Annotated in this window: 23 protein-coding genes; 8 read left to right on the plus strand and 15 right to left on the minus strand. The window is 64.8% G+C overall.

The features are described from left to right. Window positions 1-16: 16 nt before the first annotated feature. Window positions 17-349: a hypothetical protein gene (locus WBR68_RS12185; protein WP_083447338.1), complete on the minus strand. Its 333-nt coding sequence runs from the start codon at window positions 347-349 to the stop codon at window positions 17-19. A gap of 215 nt (window positions 350-564) precedes the next feature. Here WBR68_RS12185 and WBR68_RS12190 point away from each other — a divergent pair, with 215 nt between their 5' ends. After that, window positions 565-1,056, plus strand: coding sequence for a glutathione peroxidase (locus WBR68_RS12190; protein ID WP_050446509.1), 492 nt, complete (start codon window positions 565-567; stop codon window positions 1,054-1,056). A 58-nt stretch (window positions 1,057-1,114) separates the two neighbouring features. Here WBR68_RS12190 and WBR68_RS12195 read toward each other — a convergent pair whose 3' ends face one another. Further along, the gene (locus tag WBR68_RS12195) at window positions 1,115-1,582 is read right to left on the minus strand and encodes an Lrp/AsnC family transcriptional regulator (protein ID WP_050446510.1); all 468 of its coding nucleotides are present in this window, start codon (window positions 1,580-1,582) and stop codon (window positions 1,115-1,117) included. A gap of 127 nt (window positions 1,583-1,709) precedes the next feature. Here WBR68_RS12195 and WBR68_RS12200 point away from each other — a divergent pair, with 127 nt between their 5' ends. The 6 genes from WBR68_RS12200 (at window position 1,710) to WBR68_RS12225 (ending at window position 5,875) form a co-directional block, all read left to right on the plus strand. Then, window positions 1,710-2,618 (plus strand): DMT family transporter, encoded by a 909-nt coding sequence (locus tag WBR68_RS12200; protein ID WP_050446511.1) that lies wholly within the window; start codon window positions 1,710-1,712, stop codon window positions 2,616-2,618. Between the two features lie 143 nt (window positions 2,619-2,761). After that, entirely contained in the window at window positions 2,762-3,463 is a 702-nt protein-coding gene (locus WBR68_RS12205; RefSeq protein WP_050446512.1) for a glutathione binding-like protein, read from the plus strand. A gap of 26 nt (window positions 3,464-3,489) precedes the next feature. Continuing rightward, window positions 3,490-3,954 (plus strand): GNAT family N-acetyltransferase, encoded by a 465-nt coding sequence (locus WBR68_RS12210; protein ID WP_230694384.1) that lies wholly within the window; start codon window positions 3,490-3,492, stop codon window positions 3,952-3,954. 30 nt (window positions 3,955-3,984) lie between these two features. Beyond that, window positions 3,985-4,260, plus strand: a complete 276-nt coding sequence (locus tag WBR68_RS12215) for a lipoate protein ligase C-terminal domain-containing protein (RefSeq protein WP_050446514.1) — start codon at window positions 3,985-3,987, stop codon at window positions 4,258-4,260. After that, entirely contained in the window at window positions 4,257-5,033 is a 777-nt protein-coding gene (locus WBR68_RS12220; RefSeq protein WP_050446515.1) for a lipoate--protein ligase family protein, read from the plus strand. The genes WBR68_RS12215 and WBR68_RS12220 overlap by 4 nt, the downstream gene beginning before the upstream one ends. Before the next feature lie 32 nt (window positions 5,034-5,065). Next, window positions 5,066-5,875, plus strand: coding sequence for an RsiV family protein (locus WBR68_RS12225; protein WP_127184347.1), 810 nt, complete (start codon window positions 5,066-5,068; stop codon window positions 5,873-5,875). Between the two features lie 189 nt (window positions 5,876-6,064). On the opposite strand, the gene WBR68_RS12230 is transcribed toward WBR68_RS12225, so the two are convergent. The 13 genes from WBR68_RS12230 to mltG form a co-directional block, all read right to left on the minus strand. Next, window positions 6,065-7,174, minus strand: coding sequence for a porin (locus WBR68_RS12230; RefSeq protein ID WP_230694385.1), 1,110 nt, complete (start codon window positions 7,172-7,174; stop codon window positions 6,065-6,067). 258 nt (window positions 7,175-7,432) lie between these two features. Continuing rightward, entirely contained in the window at window positions 7,433-7,912 is a 480-nt protein-coding gene (locus WBR68_RS12235) for a thioesterase family protein (RefSeq protein ID WP_127184346.1), read from the minus strand. Between the two features lie 187 nt (window positions 7,913-8,099). After that, the gene (locus WBR68_RS12240) at window positions 8,100-9,389 is read right to left on the minus strand and encodes a Glu/Leu/Phe/Val family dehydrogenase (RefSeq protein WP_050446519.1); all 1,290 of its coding nucleotides are present in this window, start codon (window positions 9,387-9,389) and stop codon (window positions 8,100-8,102) included. A gap of 306 nt (window positions 9,390-9,695) precedes the next feature. Then, window positions 9,696-10,643 carry a formimidoylglutamase gene (gene hutG / locus WBR68_RS12245; protein ID WP_050446520.1) on the minus strand — a complete coding sequence of 316 codons (948 nt, stop codon included), beginning with the start codon at window positions 10,641-10,643 and terminating at the stop codon, window positions 9,696-9,698. Then, on the minus strand, window positions 10,640-11,422 hold the full coding sequence (locus WBR68_RS12250; protein WP_304505224.1) for an amino acid ABC transporter ATP-binding protein: 783 nt from the start codon (window positions 11,420-11,422) through the stop codon (window positions 10,640-10,642). The genes hutG and WBR68_RS12250 overlap by 4 nt, the downstream gene beginning before the upstream one ends. After that, a complete protein-coding gene (locus WBR68_RS12255) occupies window positions 11,419-12,087 on the minus strand; it encodes an amino acid ABC transporter permease (protein ID WP_127184345.1) in 669 nt (222 codons plus the stop codon). Before WBR68_RS12255 ends, WBR68_RS12250 begins: the two co-directional genes overlap by 4 nt. Further along, window positions 12,084-12,827 (minus strand): transporter substrate-binding domain-containing protein, encoded by a 744-nt coding sequence (locus WBR68_RS12260; RefSeq protein WP_050446523.1) that lies wholly within the window; start codon window positions 12,825-12,827, stop codon window positions 12,084-12,086. Before WBR68_RS12260 ends, WBR68_RS12255 begins: the two co-directional genes overlap by 4 nt. Window positions 12,828-12,951: 124 nt before the next feature. Beyond that, complete coding sequence (locus WBR68_RS12265; protein ID WP_050446524.1) at window positions 12,952-13,692, minus strand: IclR family transcriptional regulator; 741 nt, start codon at window positions 13,690-13,692, stop codon at window positions 12,952-12,954. A 284-nt stretch (window positions 13,693-13,976) separates the two neighbouring features. Further along, window positions 13,977-14,852 carry an ankyrin repeat domain-containing protein gene (locus tag WBR68_RS12270; RefSeq protein ID WP_050446526.1) on the minus strand — a complete coding sequence of 292 codons (876 nt, stop codon included), beginning with the start codon at window positions 14,850-14,852 and terminating at the stop codon, window positions 13,977-13,979. A 38-nt stretch (window positions 14,853-14,890) separates the two neighbouring features. Next, the gene (locus tag WBR68_RS12275) at window positions 14,891-15,661 is read right to left on the minus strand and encodes a TatD family hydrolase (protein WP_050446527.1); all 771 of its coding nucleotides are present in this window, start codon (window positions 15,659-15,661) and stop codon (window positions 14,891-14,893) included. Window positions 15,662-15,729: 68 nt separating this feature from the next. Continuing rightward, entirely contained in the window at window positions 15,730-16,779 is a 1,050-nt protein-coding gene (gene holB / locus WBR68_RS12280) for a DNA polymerase III subunit delta' (protein ID WP_050446528.1), read from the minus strand. Further along, the gene (gene tmk / locus WBR68_RS12285) at window positions 16,776-17,399 is read right to left on the minus strand and encodes a dTMP kinase (RefSeq protein ID WP_050446529.1); all 624 of its coding nucleotides are present in this window, start codon (window positions 17,397-17,399) and stop codon (window positions 16,776-16,778) included. Before tmk ends, holB begins: the two co-directional genes overlap by 4 nt. Further along, window positions 17,396-18,547 (minus strand): endolytic transglycosylase MltG, encoded by a 1,152-nt coding sequence (gene mltG / locus WBR68_RS12290; protein WP_050446530.1) that lies wholly within the window; start codon window positions 18,545-18,547, stop codon window positions 17,396-17,398. The genes tmk and mltG overlap by 4 nt, the downstream gene beginning before the upstream one ends. Window positions 18,548-18,700: 153 nt before the next feature. Between mltG and ygfZ the strand changes: the two genes are divergently transcribed. Then, entirely contained in the window at window positions 18,701-19,699 is a 999-nt protein-coding gene (gene ygfZ / locus WBR68_RS12295) for a CAF17-like 4Fe-4S cluster assembly/insertion protein YgfZ (protein ID WP_230694386.1), read from the plus strand. The last annotated feature ends 19 nt before the right edge of the window (window positions 19,700-19,718 follow it).

The following is a 19,718-nucleotide window of genomic DNA, read 5'->3' on the forward strand; positions in this document are numbered from 1 at the left end:
TGGCACTCCTGGCGAATCAGGAATTCGCCGCCGCCTGCTTGTCCAGGCGCCGGATGAACACTTGTATTTCCTTTTCGACCTGCTTGTCGCCGCGCGCCTGGGCAGCCGCCAAGCCGCTGTTCCAGGCCGCGCGCGCGCCGTCCTGATCGCCCCGCCCCAGGCAGGCTTTGCCCAGCCATTTCCAAGCCACCGAGTACGCCGGGTCAAAAGCCAGCGCCGCGCGCAGATGCGCTTCGGCTTCGCGAAAGCAATCCTGTTCGGCGTAGGCCTTGCCCAACGAAAACCGCAACAGCATGTTGTCGGTGCCCTTGGCCAGCATCGCCTCCAGGCGTTCGATCATTCCTTCCATCACTGCGCTCCCAGTCGTTTGCATCCGCGGCTTGCCTGCCTTCAATGCGGCCATGATAGGACGGCGCGCGAGCTGGCCGGGGCAATGGCCCCATCGCCCGCCCGGATAAGCGCCAACGCGACAGCAAGCGGTCAGGGCGGCACGCGCAGCGCTACACTCAGCGCTTGATCGGCACCCCGCCGCGTCCGCGCATCTTGCCCGACACAGGAGCCCACATGAGCACCATCTTTGATTTCTCGGCCCGCGACATTCAGGGTGCGGACCAATCTCTGAGCCAATATCGCGGCCGTGTGCTGCTGGTGGTCAACGTGGCATCCAAGTGCGGCTTCACGCCCCAGTACGCCGGGCTGGAAGAACTTTACCGTTCGCTGCGTGACGACGGCCTGACGGTGCTGGGCTTTCCCTGCGACCAGTTCGGCCATCAGGAACCGGGCGATGAAGCCGAGATCCGCAATTTCTGCGCCACGCAGTACGACATCACCTTCCCGCTTTACGCCAAGATCGACGTCAACGGCGCCGACGCGCATCCGCTGTACCGCTGGCTCAAAGGCGAAAAGCCCGGCGTCTTCGGCACCGAAGGCATCAAGTGGAACTTCACCAAGTTCCTGGTCGGCCGCGACGGCCAGGTCATCAAGCGCTATGGCCCCACCGATACTCCGGCCAGCCTGAAGGAAGACATCGTGCGGGCGCTGTCCGCCCCCGTCTGAGGCCACGCCGCCGCAGCTTGTCTTCAGCCCGGGCTTCGACTGCCAGCGACGGCAAGCCCTAGCGCAGCGGCGGCAGGCGGCGCGGCACCGTGTGCGCCTTGACGATGGCGGTATTGGTCTCGGCGAACTCGGTTACCCGTTCCAGGATGCCGTCCAGATGCAAGATCGAGCGCAACACCACGCGGGCAATAAAGCAGTCGTCGCCGGTCACCTTGTCGCATTCGACAAACTCCGGAATATCCTTGATCAGCCCCTCCACATGGCGTAATTGCCCTGGCAAGGGGCGGATGCGCACGATGGCTTGCAGCGTGTAGCCCAGCGCCACCGGGTCCACATCCACCGTGTAGGCGCGGATCACCCCCGATTCCTCCAGCCGCCGCAGCCGGTCCGCCACGCTGGGCGCCGACATGCCCACCTGCCGCGCCAGGTCTGCCGTGGTCGTGCGCGCGTTGGCCGCCAGGGTCTGCACCAGGCGGCGGTCGATACCATCCAAGACCGGATTTTCGTTCTTTAGGTCATTTTGCATAGTTTCCACCTAAATGAAGGCATCAAGATAAAATCACCACCAAATGATCATATAACCGCCTTGATCTGCCTGGGATAATTTCTCCATCGAAATCGTGGCCCACCTCGCGGCCCGTCGGAGAAACTCCATGTCCCCTGCATCAGAACGCCTTGGCCTGGCGCAAATGGCCGCCGCCATGACCTTATCCGGCACGCTAGGCGTGTTTGTTTTGGAGTCCGGCCAAAACGCGTGGAACGTCGTTTTCTTCCGCTGTGTCTTCGGCGCCCTTGCCTTGCTGTTGTATTGCTGGGCGCGCGGTCTGCTCAAGCCTGGCCTGTTCACCGGCAAGACGCTGGCCTTGGCGCTGGCGGCCGGCGCCGCGCTGGTCATGAACTGGGTGCTGCTGTTTTCCGCCTACCGGCTGGCGTCCATCTCGCTGGCCACCGCCGTCTACAACGTGCAGCCCTTTTTCCTGATCGGGCTGGGCGTGCTGTTCCTGGGGGAACGTCCGTCGCGCGGCAAGCTGGCCTGGTCGGTGGTGGCGTTCGCTGGCCTGCTGCTGGTGCTGCGCCTGACCAACGCGCAGGCCCCGGGAGGCGCGTATCTGTCGGGGCTGCTGCTGGGCCTGGGCGCGGCCGCGCTGTACGGGGTGACGGCGGTCATCGTCAAGCGCTTGAAAGGCATACCGCCCCAAGTGCTGGCGCTGGTGCAAGTGACACTGGGCGCCTTCATGCTGCTGCCCATGGCGGACTTCAACGCCCTGCCGGCCGCGCCCTTGCAATGGGGCTATCTGGTGGCGCTGGGCCTGATCCACACCTGCCTGATGTACATCCTGATGTACTCAGCCATCCAGAAGCTGCCAACGACCTCCACCGCCGCACTCAGTTTCATCTACCCGGCCGTGGCCATCATGCTGGATCTGCTGGTCTACGGCCAGCGCATGGAGCCGCTGCAAGTGCTGGGCGTGGCGCTGATCTTCCTGGCCGCGGCGGGTGTCAGCCTGAATTGGACGTGGCGCCTGCCGGGGCGGGCACGCCCCGGCACCGGGGCGGTATAGGCGGCCGAGCGTCCTTGCCTGGCCAGCAGGTAGAAACCCGGTCCTGGCCCCGGTTATTCGGGACCGGGGACAAGGCCTGCCGCTATCATGGCCTTCCATCCGCCGGCACGGCCGGCGGCGCCTTGATTCCCAGGACGCACCCCATGATCGATCTCTACTACTGGACCACCCCCAACGGCCACAAGATCACGCTGTTCCTTGAAGAAGCCGGCCTGCCCTACAAGATCCACCCGGTGAACATCAGCCGCGGTGATCAATTCAAGCCCGAATTTTTGGCCATCGCGCCCAACAACCGCATCCCCGCCATCGTGGACACCCAGCCCGCCGACGGCGGCGCGCCCATCCCGATGTTCGAATCCGGCGCCATCTTGTTGTACCTGGCGGAAAAGACCGGCCAATTCCTGCCGGCCGACCTGCGCGGCCGGGCAGACGCCCTGCAATGGCTGTTCTGGCAAATGGGCGGCCTGGGTCCCATGGCGGGCCAGAACCACCACTTCTCCGGCTATGCGCCCGAACGCATTCCCTACGCCATCGAGCGCTACGTGAAAGAAACCAACCGCTTGTACGGCGTGCTGGACAAACGCCTGGCAGACCGTGAATTCGTCGCGGGCGATTACTCCATCGCGGACATGGCGGCCTACCCCTGGATCGTGCCGCATGCCAAGCAGGGACAGGACCTGAACGACTTCCCGCACTTGCAGCGCTGGTTCAACGCCATCGCGGCCCGCCCCGCCACGCAGCGCGCCTATGCGCTGGCGGACACCATCAACACCACACCCTCCATCAGCGACGACGAATCGCGCCGCATCCTGTTCGGCCAGACCGCGCAGAACATCGCCCGCTAAAACGTCAGACCCCCAGGATGCCGACCATGTCCGACCCGCACTTGGTCTTTCGCCGCGCGCGGCAGGAAGACTTGCCGCACCTCATCGCCATGCTGGCCGACGATGAACTGGGCGCAACTCGCGAAGATACGTCCGTTCCGCTCAACCCCCGCTACATCGCCGCCTTCGCCGCCATCGCACAAGATCCCAACCAATTCCTTGCCATCGTTGTGCAAGGCCAAGACCGGGTCGGCTGTTTGCAGTTATCGTTCATACCCGGCCTGTCGCGCCTGGGACAATGGCGCGGGCAGATCGAAAGCGTCCGCATCGCGTCGTCGGCGCGGGGCCAGGGCCTGGGACGCGCCATGTTCGAATGGGCCATTGAACAGTGCCGCGCCCAGGGCTGCGGCCTGGTCCAGTTGACGACCGATCGCGCGCGCCCCGATGCGCGCCGGTTCTATGAAAGCCTGGGTTTCAAGGCCAGCCACGACGGCATGAAGCTCAGCCTATAGTTTTTGATATTGATTTCGAAGGAGCCCCCCATGCATGGTGAATACAAAGTCCCCGGCGGCAAACTGGTCGTCGCGGATCTCGATGTGCAAGATGGCCGCCTGGCCAACGTGCGCATCAGCGGCGACTTCTTTCTAGAGCCGCCCGAAGCGTTGGAGGCCATCAACCAAGGCTTGAACGGCATGCCGGCCGACGCCGGCGAACTGGAACTGGCGGTGGCGGTGCAATCCGCCCTGCCCGCCGACGCCGAATTGTTCGGCTTTTCGGCCGAGGCCGTGGCAGTGGTGCTGCGGAGGGCGCTTGCATGACGCGCACTGACTGGAACGACTACGACTGGCAATTGATCCACGAGGGCCCGCAGGCGCCGTCGCTGCATATGGCGCTGGACGCCGTCATTACGGATGAAGTCGGTGCGGGCCAGCGCCCGCCCACGCTGCGCATCTGGGAATGGGCCGCCCCCGCCGTCGTCATCGGCCGTTTCCAATCCCTGAAAAACGAAGTGGACCCCGACGGCGCGCAGCGCCACGGCATTGAAGTCGTGCGCCGCGTCAGTGGCGGCGGCGCCATGTTCATTGAACCGGGTAACTCCATCACCTACTCGCTCAGCGCGCCGCAAGCCCTGGTCCATGGCATGAGCTTCCAGGAATCGTATGCGTTCCTGGATGCCTGGGTGCTGACGGCATTGCAAGGGCTGGGCATCAAGGCCTGGTATCAACCGCTGAACGACATTGCCTCCGACATCGGCAAGATCGGCGGCGCGGCGCAAGCCCGACGCGCTGGCGCGGTGCTGCACCACGTGACCATGTCTTACGACATCGACGCCGATAAAATGGTCGAGGTCTTGCGCATCGGTCGCGAGAAACTTTCCGACAAGGGCACCACCAGCGCCAAGAAGCGCGTGGACCCTTTGCGCACGCAAACGGGCCTGGCGCGCGAAGTCATCATCGAACGCATGCTGGAAACTTTTGCCGGCCTGCATCGTCTGACTCCGGGGCAAATCGGCAGCGACACGCTGGCGCGCGCCCAGCAACAGGCCGACGAAAAGTTCTCCACGCCGGAATGGACGGGCGTGGTGCCTTGACGGCAAGCGTTAGATTTAGCGGAGGTAGTTCAATGCGTCGCACGTTCACGCCGCCAGGCGCGATAAGCGGTCTGATCCTGGGCGCCGCCCTGCTGGCCCTGGCCGGCTGCGGCAGCGCGCCCCCAGCCAACATCACCTTGGCCGAGTCTGCCTCGACCACGTCCGAAAAGGTGGGGGACCTGTCCACCGAGCGCATCAAGTGGGCCTCGAGCAAGCCGGGCTGCGAAGGCGACTGCCCGCGCATCGAAATCGACAGCGTGGCATTTCCTGGCATACCCAAACTGACCGCCTTGGTGGACCACGTGCTGGCCTATATGACCGGCACCGACGCCAACCGCCGCGGCCCCTACAACACGCTGTCGGAATACACGCAGTATTTCTGGTCCACGGCGCGCCCGCGCGACGCGACCTATTTCAAGGCCTCGGTCAAGGATACGGTGGGCGACATCGTGTCGATTGAACTGCACACCGAACAGTTCCTGACCGGCGCCGCGCACGGCATTCCGGCCACGCAATACCTGAACTGGGAACGTTCGCGCGGCCGCGTGATGAGCCTGGACGAAGCGTTGATACCGGGCCGCCGCGCGGAATATGTGGCGGCGCTGAAAGCCGCCCATGCCAAATGGCTGGCCGAAAATCCCGACGCCAAACGAGACCCCGCCGCCTACAACAAGATGTGGCCGTTCCAGGAAAGCGATAACTTCGCGCTGACCCGTGACGGCATGGTGGTGAAGTACGACGCGTATTCCATCGCGCCCTACTCGCATGGCGAACCGGAACTGAGCATTCCTTACGCCGACTTGCGCGGCGTGTTGAAGCCCGAGCTGTTGCAGGCGTCGTAGGGCCTTCGCGACGCAGCGCAAAGACCCCACGGACGCCACGGTTCAGGTGAGCGGACTGAGGATGGAGCTAGGGAGGTGGCCGCTTTTTTCGCGTCTGTGGCCGGGTAAGACGCCCAGTCCGCTCAGTACAACCGCGGCATGAAAGCGCCGGCGGCGCGCATGTTGCTGCCGCCGGCCTGCCTTGCACGCTTAGAAGCGGTGGCGCACACCCACGATGCCGACGGTGCTCTTGACGCCGTCAACAAACGCGTAGTCGGTGGCGTACGAACCCAGCGCGTACAGGTTGGTGCGCTTGGACAGGTTGTACGTGTAGCCGATGCTGTAGACGTTCATCGTCGACTCGTTATCGGCGGTCAGCGGGTTGCCGTTGGGGTCGGCACGCTGCCACGACGCCATGATGTTGCTGGCGCCCAGCGGCACGCTTAAGCCCACCAGATACGAATTGGCCTTGAAGCCCGACACCGCAACGTTCGTGCCGAAGCCGCTGGCCGTGGGGCTGCCGCTGCCGAGCGCGTTGACGCCCTGACCGGCGAACCAGCCGTCACGCGTCTGGCCAAAGCCCAACGCCAGCTTGACCACTTCGAAGTCATAGGCGCCGGCAATCGACCACGACTTGGGCGTGGCGTCGTTGCGCAACTGATTGGCGGGGTTCAGTTGGTCGTAGGTGGCGGCCACGTTCAAGGGGCCGTTGACGTAGCGCAGGCCGGTGGTGATGGCGCGGGTGTTGTCGGCGGTCTTGAAGCCGGTTTGCGCGGCGGTCGTGTCAGCCGCGTTGAACGAGTAGCCAACGCCAAACTGGAAGCCGCTGAACGACGGCGTCGAGTACTGCACCATGTTGTCGTAGCGGACCGTGTTGGCGGCGCTGAAGGCCACGCCCACGTTGGCTTGGCCATAGCTGCCGCCGAACGGATCAATGGATCCCAGGTACTTGGACGCGATGTTGGTCTGGCGGCCCAATTCCAGCAGGCCCCACGACGCCGACTTCAGGCCGACGGTGGCTTGGCGGCCGAACAGGCGGCCGCTTTGGCCCGATTGGCCATTACCCGAATTGAAGCCGCTTTCCAGCGTGAACACGGCGCTCAGGCCGTCGCCCAGATCTTCGGCGCCGCGCAAGCCCCAACGCGAGCCGCTCGACACGCCGTTGGCCATGCCGACCTTCGATTCGTGATAACCGTCGCCCTTGATGCGCTGGTAGCCGATACCGGTATCGATCAAGCCATACAAGGTCACCGAGGTTTCGGCGTGCGCCACGCTGGACACGGCGGCCAACAGCGCGGTTGCGAGCAGAGTCTTTTTCATTGCTTATTCCTTAGATTGAACATGCCTGCGCAGCGGGCTTGCTGGCATCGCAAGCAGCGCGTGGCGCATGGCAGAAACGAATTCTAGGGACGCAATGTGTCAGAAACTGGTACGCAAGGACTAACGGCCCCGATTCGCAGAAAAAACCCCATTCGTGGTTTGCGCTCTACAGTCGGGCTTGAAAGTCTGCACGGCAGCAAGCACGTCACGTCAGCATGTTAAGAAGGCGCGACGCACAATGCAATCACGGCATCCGTTTCAGCGCGTTCCTGTCAAGGGCAGCAGTCGGCGATACCCCTGCGGCAACGGATGCGCGGCATGTTCCGTCACAGTGCGGGCGAGCCGCTGCGCCAGTTCGGCGGGAAACGGCGTGGACCGGCGCGTGTTCAGGTCCACGTGCAAGGACAGTTGCTCCATCGTGGCGGCCAGATAGCCGTCGCGCGTCTGCGTCAATTCCATCAGGCAAAGCAACCGCTTGTTGTCGGCCTCAAGCAAGCGCACGCGCAGCATCAGCGGGTCGTCGGCCAAGACCTCGCGCAGATAAGCCACATGCACGTTCATGGTGTAGATGCCGCAGCGGGTGGCCTCGGTGTAGTCCAGGCCCACGCCAACCTGGCTTAGCAATTCGAATCCCACGCGGTCAAAGATGCCGACGTAATGCGCGGCATTCAAATGGCCGTAGGCGTCAATCCAGGCGGGGTCCACGGCAAGCGTGGTGGACGGCAGGGCTTGGGTCATGCATTCCTCCAGAGGGCTTCAAATCCGGCTTGGGCGGGTAGCGGCCGGTTGGGCACATTCTATGTGAGCACGCCTGTGAACAAGCCATTGCCCCCCGAAATGGAAATCGCCCCTTGCGGGGCGATTTCCTGGTTTGTCTACCTCGGCCTCCTCGGCGATACGTCAGTGACGCATCGCTGAGTCTTCATCACGGATACAGGCCGCGCACCTGGCGTGCTTGCAGGATGCGCGTGCACGCCACGATGAACGCCGCCGTGCGCAGCGTCACCTTGTGTTCCTTGGCCACTTGCGACACGGCGCCGTAGGCTTCGCGCATGATGCGTTCAAGGCGCTGATTGATTTCTTCTTCGCTCCAGAAGAAGCTGGAGAAGTCCTGCACCCATTCGAAGTAGGACACCGTCACACCACCAGCGTTGGCCAGCACGTCCGGCACCACATATACGCCGTGTTCAAACAGGATGTCGTCCGCTTCCGGGGTGGTCGGGCCGTTGGCGCCTTCCACCACCACTTTCGCGCGCACCTTGGTGGCGTTTTCAGCGGTGATCTGGCTTTCCAGTGCGGCGGGAATCAGGAATTCGGTTTCCAGCGTCCAGAACTCGTCCTTGTCGAACGCCTCGCCACCCGAAAAACCGCCCACGCCGCCGTGTTGCGACACGTGCGACAACAGTTTGTGGACGTCCAGGCCGGCGGCGTTGTGCACCGTGCCGGTATGGTCCTGCGCGGCAATGACCTTGGCGCCGGCTTCATGGAACAGGCGGGCGGCGGTGCCGCCCACGTTGCCAAAGCCCTGCACCACCACGCGCGACTTGGAGACGTCGATGTTGAGGTCGCGGGCGGCTTCGCACGCCACCACGAACACGCCACGGCCGGTAGCTTCCACACGGCCCAGGCTACCGCCCAGGGCGATAGGCTTGCCGGTGACCACGCCGGTGGCGGTGGCGCCTTCGTTCATGGAATACGTGTCCATCATCCAGGCCATGGTCTGGGCGTTGGTGCCGACGTCGGGGGCGGGAATGTCCTTGGCGGGTCCGATGATGACGCCGATTTCGCTGGTGTAGCGGCGGGTCATGCGTTCCAGTTCGGAGTGCGACAGCGTGCGCGGATCGACGCGGATGCCGCCCTTGGCGCCGCCATAAGGCAGGTTGACCGCGGCGTTCTTGACCGACATCCAGGCGGCCAGCGCCATGACTTCGGACAGGGTCACGTCCTGGTGGAAGCGCACGCCACCCTTGCCGGGGCCGCGCGACACGTTGTGCTGCACGCGATAGCCTTCGAAGTGGGCGATGGTGCCGTTGTCCAGTTCGATCGGCACATCGACGATCAAGGCGCGCTTCGGACGCTTCAGCGTCTCGACCCACCGACCCAAGGTGCCGAGATACGGCGTCACACGGTCGACTTGTTGCAGGTAATTACCCCAAGGACCGAGGTCATCGGCATTCAGATAAGACGGCAAGACATGGGTGGGAGTGTGAGACATGAGCATGATCTCCTGACAAAGTTGCGCCATTTTATCCACGAAAATCATATCGTCCCCATTTAAACACTAAATATTTTAAATGGGGACGTATTATTATCGTGAACACCGTGCGGGTCACAAGCCCGGCTCGAAAACTGCCCTATCCTATGCCGCCAAACCGGAAGCGTCCAGCCTCGGGCGACCGCAAGCCGCGGCGGCGCGATGCCTGCCGCCCAGCAATGAAAAAAGGGGCAGTCTCGATAGAGAACAGCCCCTTTGCCTTGCCTGCCCCTGGGTAGCCGCCGTTGACCTTCAGGCGCTACCGCTTCAAGGCGTCATCAGATGCCAGGCCAGCCTTGCCGCGGCGCGCGCGCCGTGGCCGTCCACGTCGAAGCGCGGGCTGTATTCCGCCATGTCGGCCAGGCGCAGCTTGCCGCTGGCCTTGACGCGCAACACGATTTCTTCGATGACGGCCATCGGCACGCCATAAGGCGCCGGGGCCGACACGCCCGGCATGACCGCCGCCGGCAGCACATCCAGGTCAATCGTCAGGTAGACGTGGCGGGCTCGAGCAAGCAAGGCGTCCACATTGGCAAGGCGCGCGTTCAGGTGACGCTCCTGCATGTCGCGGTCTTCCACCCACACGGCGCCCACCTCGGCGGCCCGCGCGTAAAGTGCCGGCGTATTGGCCAGCCGCGACACACCCAGGCAAGCGTATTGCAACGCCCGTCCACGCGCTTCGCAGTCGCGCGCGATCTGGTCGAAAGGCGTGCCGGAACTGCCGGGGCGGCCGGTGCGCAGGTCGAAGTGCGCGTCCAGGTTCAGCACCAGCACCGGCTCGGTGTCGCCCCGGGCTTCCAGCCAGCGGGCCAGGCCCTGGAAGCTGCCCCAGGCAATTTCATGACCGCCGCCCAGCACCAGGGGCCGGGCGCCCTGCTCCAGAAGCTCGGCCACGCGCAGCCCAAGCTGCTCTTGCGCGGCTTCCAACTGGTCGCCCTGGCAGACGACGTCGCCGGCGTCCAGCAAGCGGGTCAGGCCATGCGCGGGCAGCCCCGCCATGAATTTGCGGATGCCGGCCGGGCCCTCGGCAGCGCCCACGCGCCCCTGGTTGCGCGCCACGCCGGCATCGCAGGCAAAGCCCAACAGCACGGCTTCGCCGGCTTCCACTTGGCCCGAGGCGGGTTCGACAATATGCGCCAGCCGGCGCGTGTCGCCCTGCTCGGCGCTGTCGTCGCGCGCCTTCCACAGGCTCTTATCCAATTGCGGCGCGCTCACGTCGTCGCCCCTTTGCTCAGCACCGCTTGCAGGAATTCCCGGGTACGCGGTTCACGCGGCTCGGTGAAGATCACTTCGGGCGGGCCGGATTCCAGGATGACCCCGCCGTCCATCACCGCCACCACGTCGGCCACGTCGCGCGCGAAGCCCATTTCGTGCGTCACGACCATCATCGTCATGCCTTCGCGGGCCAAGAGCTTCATCACTTGCAGCACCTCGCCCACCAACTCGGGGTCCAGCGCCGAGGTCGGCTCGTCGAACAACATGACCTTAGGCTGCATGGCCAGCGCGCGGGCAATGGCCACGCGCTGCTTCTGCCCGCCCGACAGGCTGGCCGGCATGGCCGACGCCTTCTGCAGCAAGCCCACTTTTTTCAGCAGGTCTTCGGCCAGCGCATTGGCTTCGTCGCGGCCCAGGCCACGCAGCTTGCGCGGCCCCACGGTCACGTTTTCCAGCACCGACAAATGCGGGAACAGGTTGAAGCCCTGGAACACCATGCCCACCTGCATGCGCAACTGGTTGAGCGCCGCTTCGGGCAAGAGAGTGCCTTCGTCCAGCAAGGTCTGACCGCAGATGTCCACGGTGCCCGCCTGAGCCACTTCCAGACCATTGCAGCAGCGCAGCAAGGTGCTTTTGCCCGACCCGCTGGGTCCGATCACCACGACCACCTGCGAAGGCAGCACGTCGAAATCGATGCCCTTCAGCACGGCATGATCGCCAAAGGATTTTTCCAGGCTGCGGATACGGATCATTTCCTGCGGTTTGCCAAACTGGTTCATTGCACCATCCCCCCGGCGCGCAAGCGTTGTTCAACCCTGCGCAAAATCAACATGGCGGTCGTCGTCAGCACCAGATAAATCAAGGCCACCACCAGATAGGTTTCCAGCGAGCGGTACGACACGCTGATGATCTTCTGCCCTTCGTGCATCAGATCGTGAATGGTCAGCAGCGACACCAGCGCCGAATTCTTGATCAGCGCGATGAACTCGTTGCCCAACGGCGGGATCATGCGCACCACTGCCTGCGGCAGGATGATGACGCGCATGGCCTGGCCCGACGACATGCCCAGCGAACGCGCCGCTTCGGTCTGGCCACGGTCCACCGACTGGATGGCGCCGCGCACGATTTCCGACACGTAGGCGCCCGAATACATGCCCAGGCCCAGCACCCCGCAGGCAAACGCCGGCAAGGTCAGACCGAACTGCGGCAGGCCGAAAAACCAGATGAACAACTGCACCAGCAAGGGTGTGCCGCGAAAGAACAGCAGGTAGACACTGCACAGGTTGTAGACGATCCAGCGCTGCGGGTTGAGGCGGCCAACGCCGACCAGCAGGCCGATGACGCAGCCCAGCAGCAAGGCGCCGGCAGTCACCTCGACGGTGACCACCGCGCCCCGCAGCAACGCGTCGAAGTCGGCGAAAACGGGGGCGAATTCCAGGTTCATTTCTTGGGGGCCTCGAACCACTTGTTCACGATGGCCTGGTAGGTACCGTCACCCTTGAGCTTTTGCAGCGCGGCGTTCAGCTCGCGGGTCAGCTCGGGCTTGTTCTTGGGCACGGCAATGCCGTAGTCCTCGGTGGTGATCTGGTGGTCCAGCACCGTCAGGTCCTTGGTGCTTTGCGCGAACAGCTTGGCGGCCGGCTTGCCGGTCACGGCGGCATCAGCGCGGCCGATCTGCACCAGGTTGAACATTTCCTGGTTCTTCTCGACTTCCACGCGCTGCACGGCCGGGAAGTTGTCCTTCAGATAGTTGACCGACTTCGTGCCCACCTGCACCGACACCTTGCGGCCGTCCAGGTCCTTGAGCGTCTTGATGGGACCATCGGTCTTGGTCAACACGACCAGGCCGCCGGCGTAGTACGGGTCGGTGAAATCCACCACCTTGGCGCGCTCGGGCGTGATGTAGATGGCGGACACGGCGATGTCGGCGCGGCCGGCTTGCAAGGCGGGAATCAGGCCCTTGAAGTCGATGTCGATCCATTCGACCTTCTTGCCCATCGCGCCGGCCAGCGCTTCAACCAATTCAATATCAAAACCGGTGCGCTTGCCGTCTTTGACAAACTCCATCGGGGGGAAGGTGGCGTCGGTGACGGCGCGGATCGTTTCCTGGGCGTGCGCGGCGCCCGCGCTCCAGGCGAGGCCCAACGTCAGGGCGGCGGTCAGCAGTGTGCGGCGAGTGGTCATGGTCTAGTCCTATGCGTAAGAGATACGGCGGTGGGTACGTCGGAAGATTGAAGCCGGGATGCGGTACAGCGTGGAATTCGGGGAAAGATCGGATCAAAAGCGGTCAATGGCGAGCGGCGCGCCGTCAGTGCACCTTCAGCCGTTCGGAGATGCGTCGAGCCGCGGCGACCGTCATGGCGATCAGGGCATCCGGGCGTTGCGCCGCCCGCGTGGAAGGCGCCATCAAGGTGATCGAGGCCACTGCCTGGTTGGGACGCTGGAAGATCGGGACGCTGACGCCCCACACGCCGGCGTCCACTTCACTGTCCGTGACGGCATAACCCTGGCCGCGGATCAGTTCCAGTTCGTCGCTCAGGCGGGAAGCGTCCACGCCGGCCTCACCGGCCAGGTAGTCCAGGGCAGTTTGCAGGCGGGCCAAGGGCATGAAGGCCAGCAGTGATTTGGCGGACGCGCCCCGCGCCAGCGGCAGGCCACGGCCTTTCGTGAAAGAGCAACGCAGCGGGTGCTGGCTTTCCACCATGTCCAGGCAAACGGCCTGGTCCTTGACGGCTACCAGCAGGCCGATGGTTTCGCCGGAAGCGGTAGCCAGCGCCGCCATGTCGGGCTGCGCTTCGTGGATCAGGAAGGAAGATTGGTCAAAGCCCCAGGCCAGTTGCACACACAGCGGGCCGGGGCCGTACTCACCTTCGTGCTCGGCCACGAAACCCCAGCGCTTGAGCAAAGCCACCTGGCGATACAGGGTGCTTTGCGCCAGGCCGGTTTTTTCGGCCAGCGCGGCAATCGTAAGGGGGCCATCGTGCCGGGCCAGCGTGGCCAACACGTACAGGACACGATCCGCGCCCGCCCCAACCGAGGGTTCCGACATGAAACTCAGCTCCAAGCAATGAGGGGCCGAGATTATCAATTTATGGTGGTCGTTCCAGGAATTATTCCCACTTAGTGAGAATAAACAGGGAAAACCCCAGATAAGTACGAAAAATAATGACGAAAACCGTACGAAAAATGGGCAAAAAAAAGACCGCTAAGCGGTCTGCGTCAGTCTGGTTGGGGTCTTGGCTGGGGTCTTGGCTGGGGCCTTGGCTGGGGCCTGCGCCGGACTGCGTCGCGGACGCCCCAAGCATGAGCCCGGGGCGTCTGCCTGCCACGCAATCAGGGCGCGGCGGGGGTGTCGTAGTTGTTCAGGCGCACGCCCGACACACCACCCACGCTGGGCGTCGCCGCTGGAGCAGACGCGGCGGGCGTCGGCTGTGCAGGCGCCGGCGAAGCCGCTTGTTCCGTGGCGGCGGGAGCCGAGGCGCCATTGGCGTCGACGGGCGCGGTGCCAGTTGCACGGCGAACGCGCTTGGCCTCGTCCGCCTGCGCCACCACCGTGGTCAGGTAGGTGGCCAACGATGCCGACTTGCCGTTGCGGGCCCAGTCGGCCGCGCTTTGGCCTTTCAGGTCACGGGTGGTGACGTCCGCCCCGGCTTTCACCAGCAGGTCCACCATGTCGCGGTAGCCGCCCAAGGCCGCCATCATCAACGGCGTTTCGCCGCCCGGCGCAGGCGCGTTGACCATGGCTTTCTTGCCCAGCAGCATGCGCGCCATTTCCATCTGGCCCTTGGACGCGGCATAGTGCAGCGGCGTCCAGCCCAGGCGGTTGACCTGCGCGCCTCGCGCGATCAGCTTTTTCGCGCGTTCGGTCTGGCCGGCAATCGCCAGGTACATCAGCGGCGTCTCGCCGGCCGGGTTCTCGGCGTTGACGTCCGTGCGCTTGTCGGCGGCGATCACGTCAAACACCTTCCAGGCGCCGTCCACCACCGCGCGCATCAGGGCGGGCTGGCCGTTCTGGTAGCGGACGTTGGGGTCGGCGCCTTGCGCCAGCAGACTTTTGACATCGTCGGGATAGTCGTTGGCCACGTACACCCACCAGTCGCCCGGGCTGGCTGCGTGCGCGGTCGGCGCGGCCAGGCCGACGGCCAACGCCAACAGCGCGCCTCGGCACCGCGCCAGGACAAAACGGGAAATCAGCGTGCGGGTAGCCATGGCTATCCTGGAATCAACATTTAAGGTGTTAAGTGAGATTATTTCTTTATCTTATTGAAAAGATTAAAGAAATTATCCGTCGACGCGCGAGCCACGTCCGCCACCGGAATGCCCTTCAGGTCGGCAATCTTTTCGGCTACGTGGATGACCTTGGACGGGTCGTTGAGCTTGCCACGATACGGCACGGGCGCCAGATACGGTGAATCCGTTTCGATCAGCAAGCGGTCCAGCGGCACCTTGGTGGCCACTTCGTGCACCACCTGGGCGTTCTTGAAGGTGACGATGCCCGACAGGGAAATATAGAAATTCTGGTCCAGCGCTGCCTGGGCCACTTCCCAGTTCTCGGTAAAACAGTGCATGACGCCGCCCACTTCCGCCGCCTTTTCTTCCTTCAGCATGCGCACGGTGTCTTCGGCGGAGGCGCGCGTATGCACGATCAGCGGCAGGCCCGTGTCGCGCGCGGCGCGGATGTGCCGGCGAAAGCGTTCACGCTGCCAGTCCAGCGGTTCAGACAGGCGGTAGTAGTCCAGCCCGGTTTCGCCTATGGCCACGACCTTGGGGTGTTCCGACAGGCGTACCAGTTCTTCCGGCGACGGGTCCGGCGTGTCTTCGTAATCGGGGTGGACGCCCACCGAGGCCCACAAATTGGCGTGCGGCTCAACCAGGGACATCAGGCCCGGCCAATCGGGCATGTTGACGCTGACCACCAGCGCGTGGGTGACCTGGTTGGCGGCCATCCGGTCAAGAATGCCGGGAAGATCGGCCGCCAGCTCGGGAAAATTCAAATGACAGTGCGAATCAACGTACATGATGTGACTACATAAAGTGACCGCGGCGCCCGGCCTGCCGCCAGGCAAAACGCCGCTGGATCAGAGACTTAAGCCTGGCAGGATAGCACCACGCGTTGCAGGGTGGCATGCGCGAAAAGCTTGGCGTTCAGGGGGTGCGTGGCCAGCGCGCGCTGCCGCGTCAGCCAGCGCGCCGCCTCGGCCACGCGGGCCGTGTTCATGCGCGCGGCAACCTGGGCCACGCCCGTGGCCAGGGTGGGAAAGTAGCGCACGGGCGCGCCGGCACTGGCCAGCATCAGGTCGGTGTATACCCGTTGCAAGGCGTCGATCCATTCAGTGGCGGGCACCTTTTCCAGGCTTTCCGCCAAGGTGCCGACGTCGGGCGCCTGCCCTTGCGCCAAGGGGCTGATCAATTGCGACAGCCAGGGCGGGCAAGGCGTGTCGCTGGCCTGCGCCAGCCGCAAGGCGGCCAGGGGCGCGCCGCCGGCCGCCGCCAACCATTCGCGCGCCGGCTCCACGTTCTGGGCGCGCAGCCATTGCAGCGCGGTATCGGGGTCGGGCGCCGGCAAGGGCAAGCGCCGGCAACGCGACACCAGGGTCGGCAGCAAGCGGTCGGGCGCGTCGGCAACCAGCAAAAAAATGGTATGGGGCGGCGGCTCTTCCAGCACCTTGAGCAAGGCATTGGACGACACCACGTTCAGCGCGTGCGCCGGGTACAGCAAGGCCACGCGCCATCCGCCCCGGTGGGTCGCGGTGTTGAACCAGGACTCCAGCGAGCGGATCTGGTCAATACGAATTTCCTTGGACGGCGCGCGCTTGGCGGTGCCCGAGGCGGGCTCGGCGTCCTCGGCAGGTTCGGCGGCATCCGCCCCCTCTTCCACAGCGACCGCTTCAGGCCGAATGCGGCGCAGATCGGGGTGATTACCGCTGGCGAACCAGGCGCAGGCAGCGCAATGGCCGCAGGCCAGGCCGTTGTCCGGCGTCTCGCAAAGCAGGCTGGCGGCGGCGGCCACGGCAAAATCCAGCTTGCCGATGCCGGCCAGCCCATGCACCAACCATGCATGCGCGAAACGGTCACGATTGCCCAGCCAGGCGCGTGCCGTCTCCATCTGCCACGGCAGAAACTGGGGTGCGCTCATGCCGAAACCGCCAGCAGCGCGCGCAGCCCGGCTTCGAGCGCCGCGCGAACCTGGGCGATGGACTGGGTGGAATCGACAATATGGATGCGGCCGGAGTCGGCCTTGGCGCGCGCGTGATAGGCCTGGCGGGTGCGTTCAAAGAACGCCGCACCTTCGCGCTCGAAACGGTCGGGCTCGCGTGCGTCCGCCAGGCGGGCGCGCGCCACCTCCAGCGGCACATCAAAGAGCCAGGTGCGGTCGGGCTGGCCCGCCCCCATCCATTGCTCCAGCACCGCCACGCGCTCGGCGCCCAGTTCGCGGCCCCCGCCCTGGTAGGCATAGGTGGCATCGGTAAAACGGTCGCACACCACCCACGCGCCCCGCGCCAGCGCCGGCTCGATCACCTGCCGCACGTGCTCGCAGCGCGCCGCGAACATCAGCAGCGTTTCGGTATCCAGGCCCATCTGATCCGTCAGCACCAGGGCGCGCAGCTTTTCGCCCAGGGGCGTGCCGCCGGGTTCGCGCGTGGAGATGACTTCCCGCCCTTGACCGCGCAGGAAGTCCGCAATCCAGTCGGTGTGCGTGCTTTTGCCCGCGCCGTCAACGCCCTCCAGCGTAATGAAGCGTCCGCGAGGGGTCATTGCTCTTGTCCTTGTGCTGATTCGGGTGTGGATCCAGAGGCGGAATCCGGGCTGGCGTCAGGTACGGTGACCGGCGCTGTAGCTGCTGGCGTCGCAGGCGTCACGGAAGGAGCAGGTGCGGGCGGCGTGCTGGGGCGGGAGTTCTGCCCGAGGATGTAGCGCGACACGTTGCGGTTGTGTCCGGACAGGTTCTCCGCGAATTCGCTGGTGCCGTTGCCGCGCGACACGAAGAACAGGTACTTGTGCTGCTCGGGCTGCACCGCCGCCAGCAGCGCAGCGCGCCCCGCCGCCGCGATCGGCGTGGGCGGCAGGCCCGGCCGCGTGTACGTATTCCAGGGCGTGTCGGTCTGCAGGTCGCGCTTGCGGATGCGGCCCTGGTAGGCCTCGCCCATTCCATAGATGACGGTGGGGTCCGTCTGCAGCAACATGCCGATCTTCAAGCGATTCGTGAACACGCCGGCCACGCGGCGGCGGTCGGGGCCGTGGCCCGTTTCCTTTTCAATGATGGACGCCAGCACCAGCGCTTCGTAAGGCGTGGCCACCGGCAGGTTCGGCTGGCGCTTGGCCCAGGTGTCCTGCAGGATGCGCTGGCCTTCCTGGTAGGCGCGACGCAGCAGGTCGTAGTCAGTGCTGCCCGGCGTGAAGATATAAGTGTCCGGAAAGAACATGCCTTCCGGATGCTTGATGTCCGACCCCAGCCGCGTCATCAACTCTTCGTCGCTGACGTCGTTCAGGGTTTGTTTGACGTCGGGGTTCTCGCGCAGCGCCTGGCGAATCTGGCGGAACGTCCAGCCTTCCAGGAACGTGATCTGGCGCTGGGTCATGTCGCCGCGCGCCATGCGTTCCAGCAGCAGCCAGGGCGTGTCACCCTCGATGGCCTGATAGCCGCCCGCCTTCAGCAGCTTGTCCTGTTCGGACAGCCGCGCCATCCAGACGAATCCGGGCTCCCAGATCGGCACGCCCGCTGCGTTCAAGGCGCGCGCAACCGTACGCGGGCTGCTGCCCGGGTCCACCACGAAATCGATCCTGTCAGCTGACAGAGGTATGGGCCGATGCATCCAGCTCCAGGCGGCGCCCACCGCTGCCGCGGCGGCAATCACGATAAGCAGGAATAACCACAAGACGTAGAAACTGAGTCGCTTTTTCATAAGTCCCGGAAGTTTAATGGATCGCGAGAATCTGGCGTGGCAAAAACGGGGCCAGCGCCCATGGCGCGGCCCTTTGCCCGTCGGGGGCATGGGCCATGGCCCGCGGGAAGGCGGCTATCATCTGCACTTTGATGACGTGATCACACCGCCGCCATGCACGCTTTCTATTCTTCGATTCCCGTCCGCGCCGAAGGTTGCGCGCCGTGCGCGCCGCTGGATGACTTTCTGGTTTTCAGCGCATCCGGCGCCGATGCACTGACTTTCCTGCACGGCCAACTGACGCAAGACGTCACCGGCCTGCCCGCCGATGCCGCCCGCCTGGCGGGCTATTGCACGGCCAAGGGCCGGCTGCTGGCCACGCTGGTCATGTGGCGCGCCGCCCCCGGCGCGGACGATGACCCGCAGCTTTATGGCCTGGTGCGCCGGGACCTGTCCCAAGCCCTGCTCAAGCGCCTGTCCATGTTCGTGCTGCGCGCCAAGGTCAAGCTTGCCGCCACAGCGCTGAACGTGGCCGGCGTGCAGGCAAGCAGCGAACAGGCAGCCGCGCTGGAAGCCGTGACCGGCGCCTTGCCGCGCGCGGACTGGCAGCGGGTGGACCTGCCGTCCGGCACCTGGATCGCGGCGCCGTCGGCGGATGCGAACTTGCGCTGGTGGTGGATCGCGTCCGACGAACAGCTGGAACAGTCCCAAGCCTTGGCCAGCGTGCTGGGGCTGGCGCCCGCCGCGCAATGGCAGATGGCGGATCTGGCCGCCGGCATCCCCTGGATTGCCACCGCCACGCAGGATGTATTCATCCCGCAAACCGTCAACCTGGAACTGGTGCAGGGCGTGAGCTTCACCAAGGGCTGTTATCCGGGCCAGGAAGTGGTGGCGCGCAGCCATTACCGCGGCACCGTGAAGCGGCGCATGGCGTACGGCACCATCGCCGATGCCAGCGTGCAAGGCGCGGCGCTGGCCGGGGTGGACGTCTTCGACGCCACCCAGCCGGGCGAGCCCATTGGCCGCATCGTGGATGGCGCCAGTAACGCGGGCGTGGCCGCCGTGCTGTTCGAAACCACGCTTGCCGCGCTGCCCCAGGGCGATCTGCGGCTGGGCGCGGAAGACGGCCCGCGCATTAGCACCACGCCGCTGCCCTACTCTATTACGCCCTGAACCAGGGTTCCAGCGGGCA

The organism is Achromobacter sp. JD-1 (assembly GCF_038594925.1).
In the GTDB taxonomy this organism is placed as follows: Bacteria; Pseudomonadota; Gammaproteobacteria; order Burkholderiales; family Burkholderiaceae_B; genus Achromobacter; species Achromobacter spanius_C.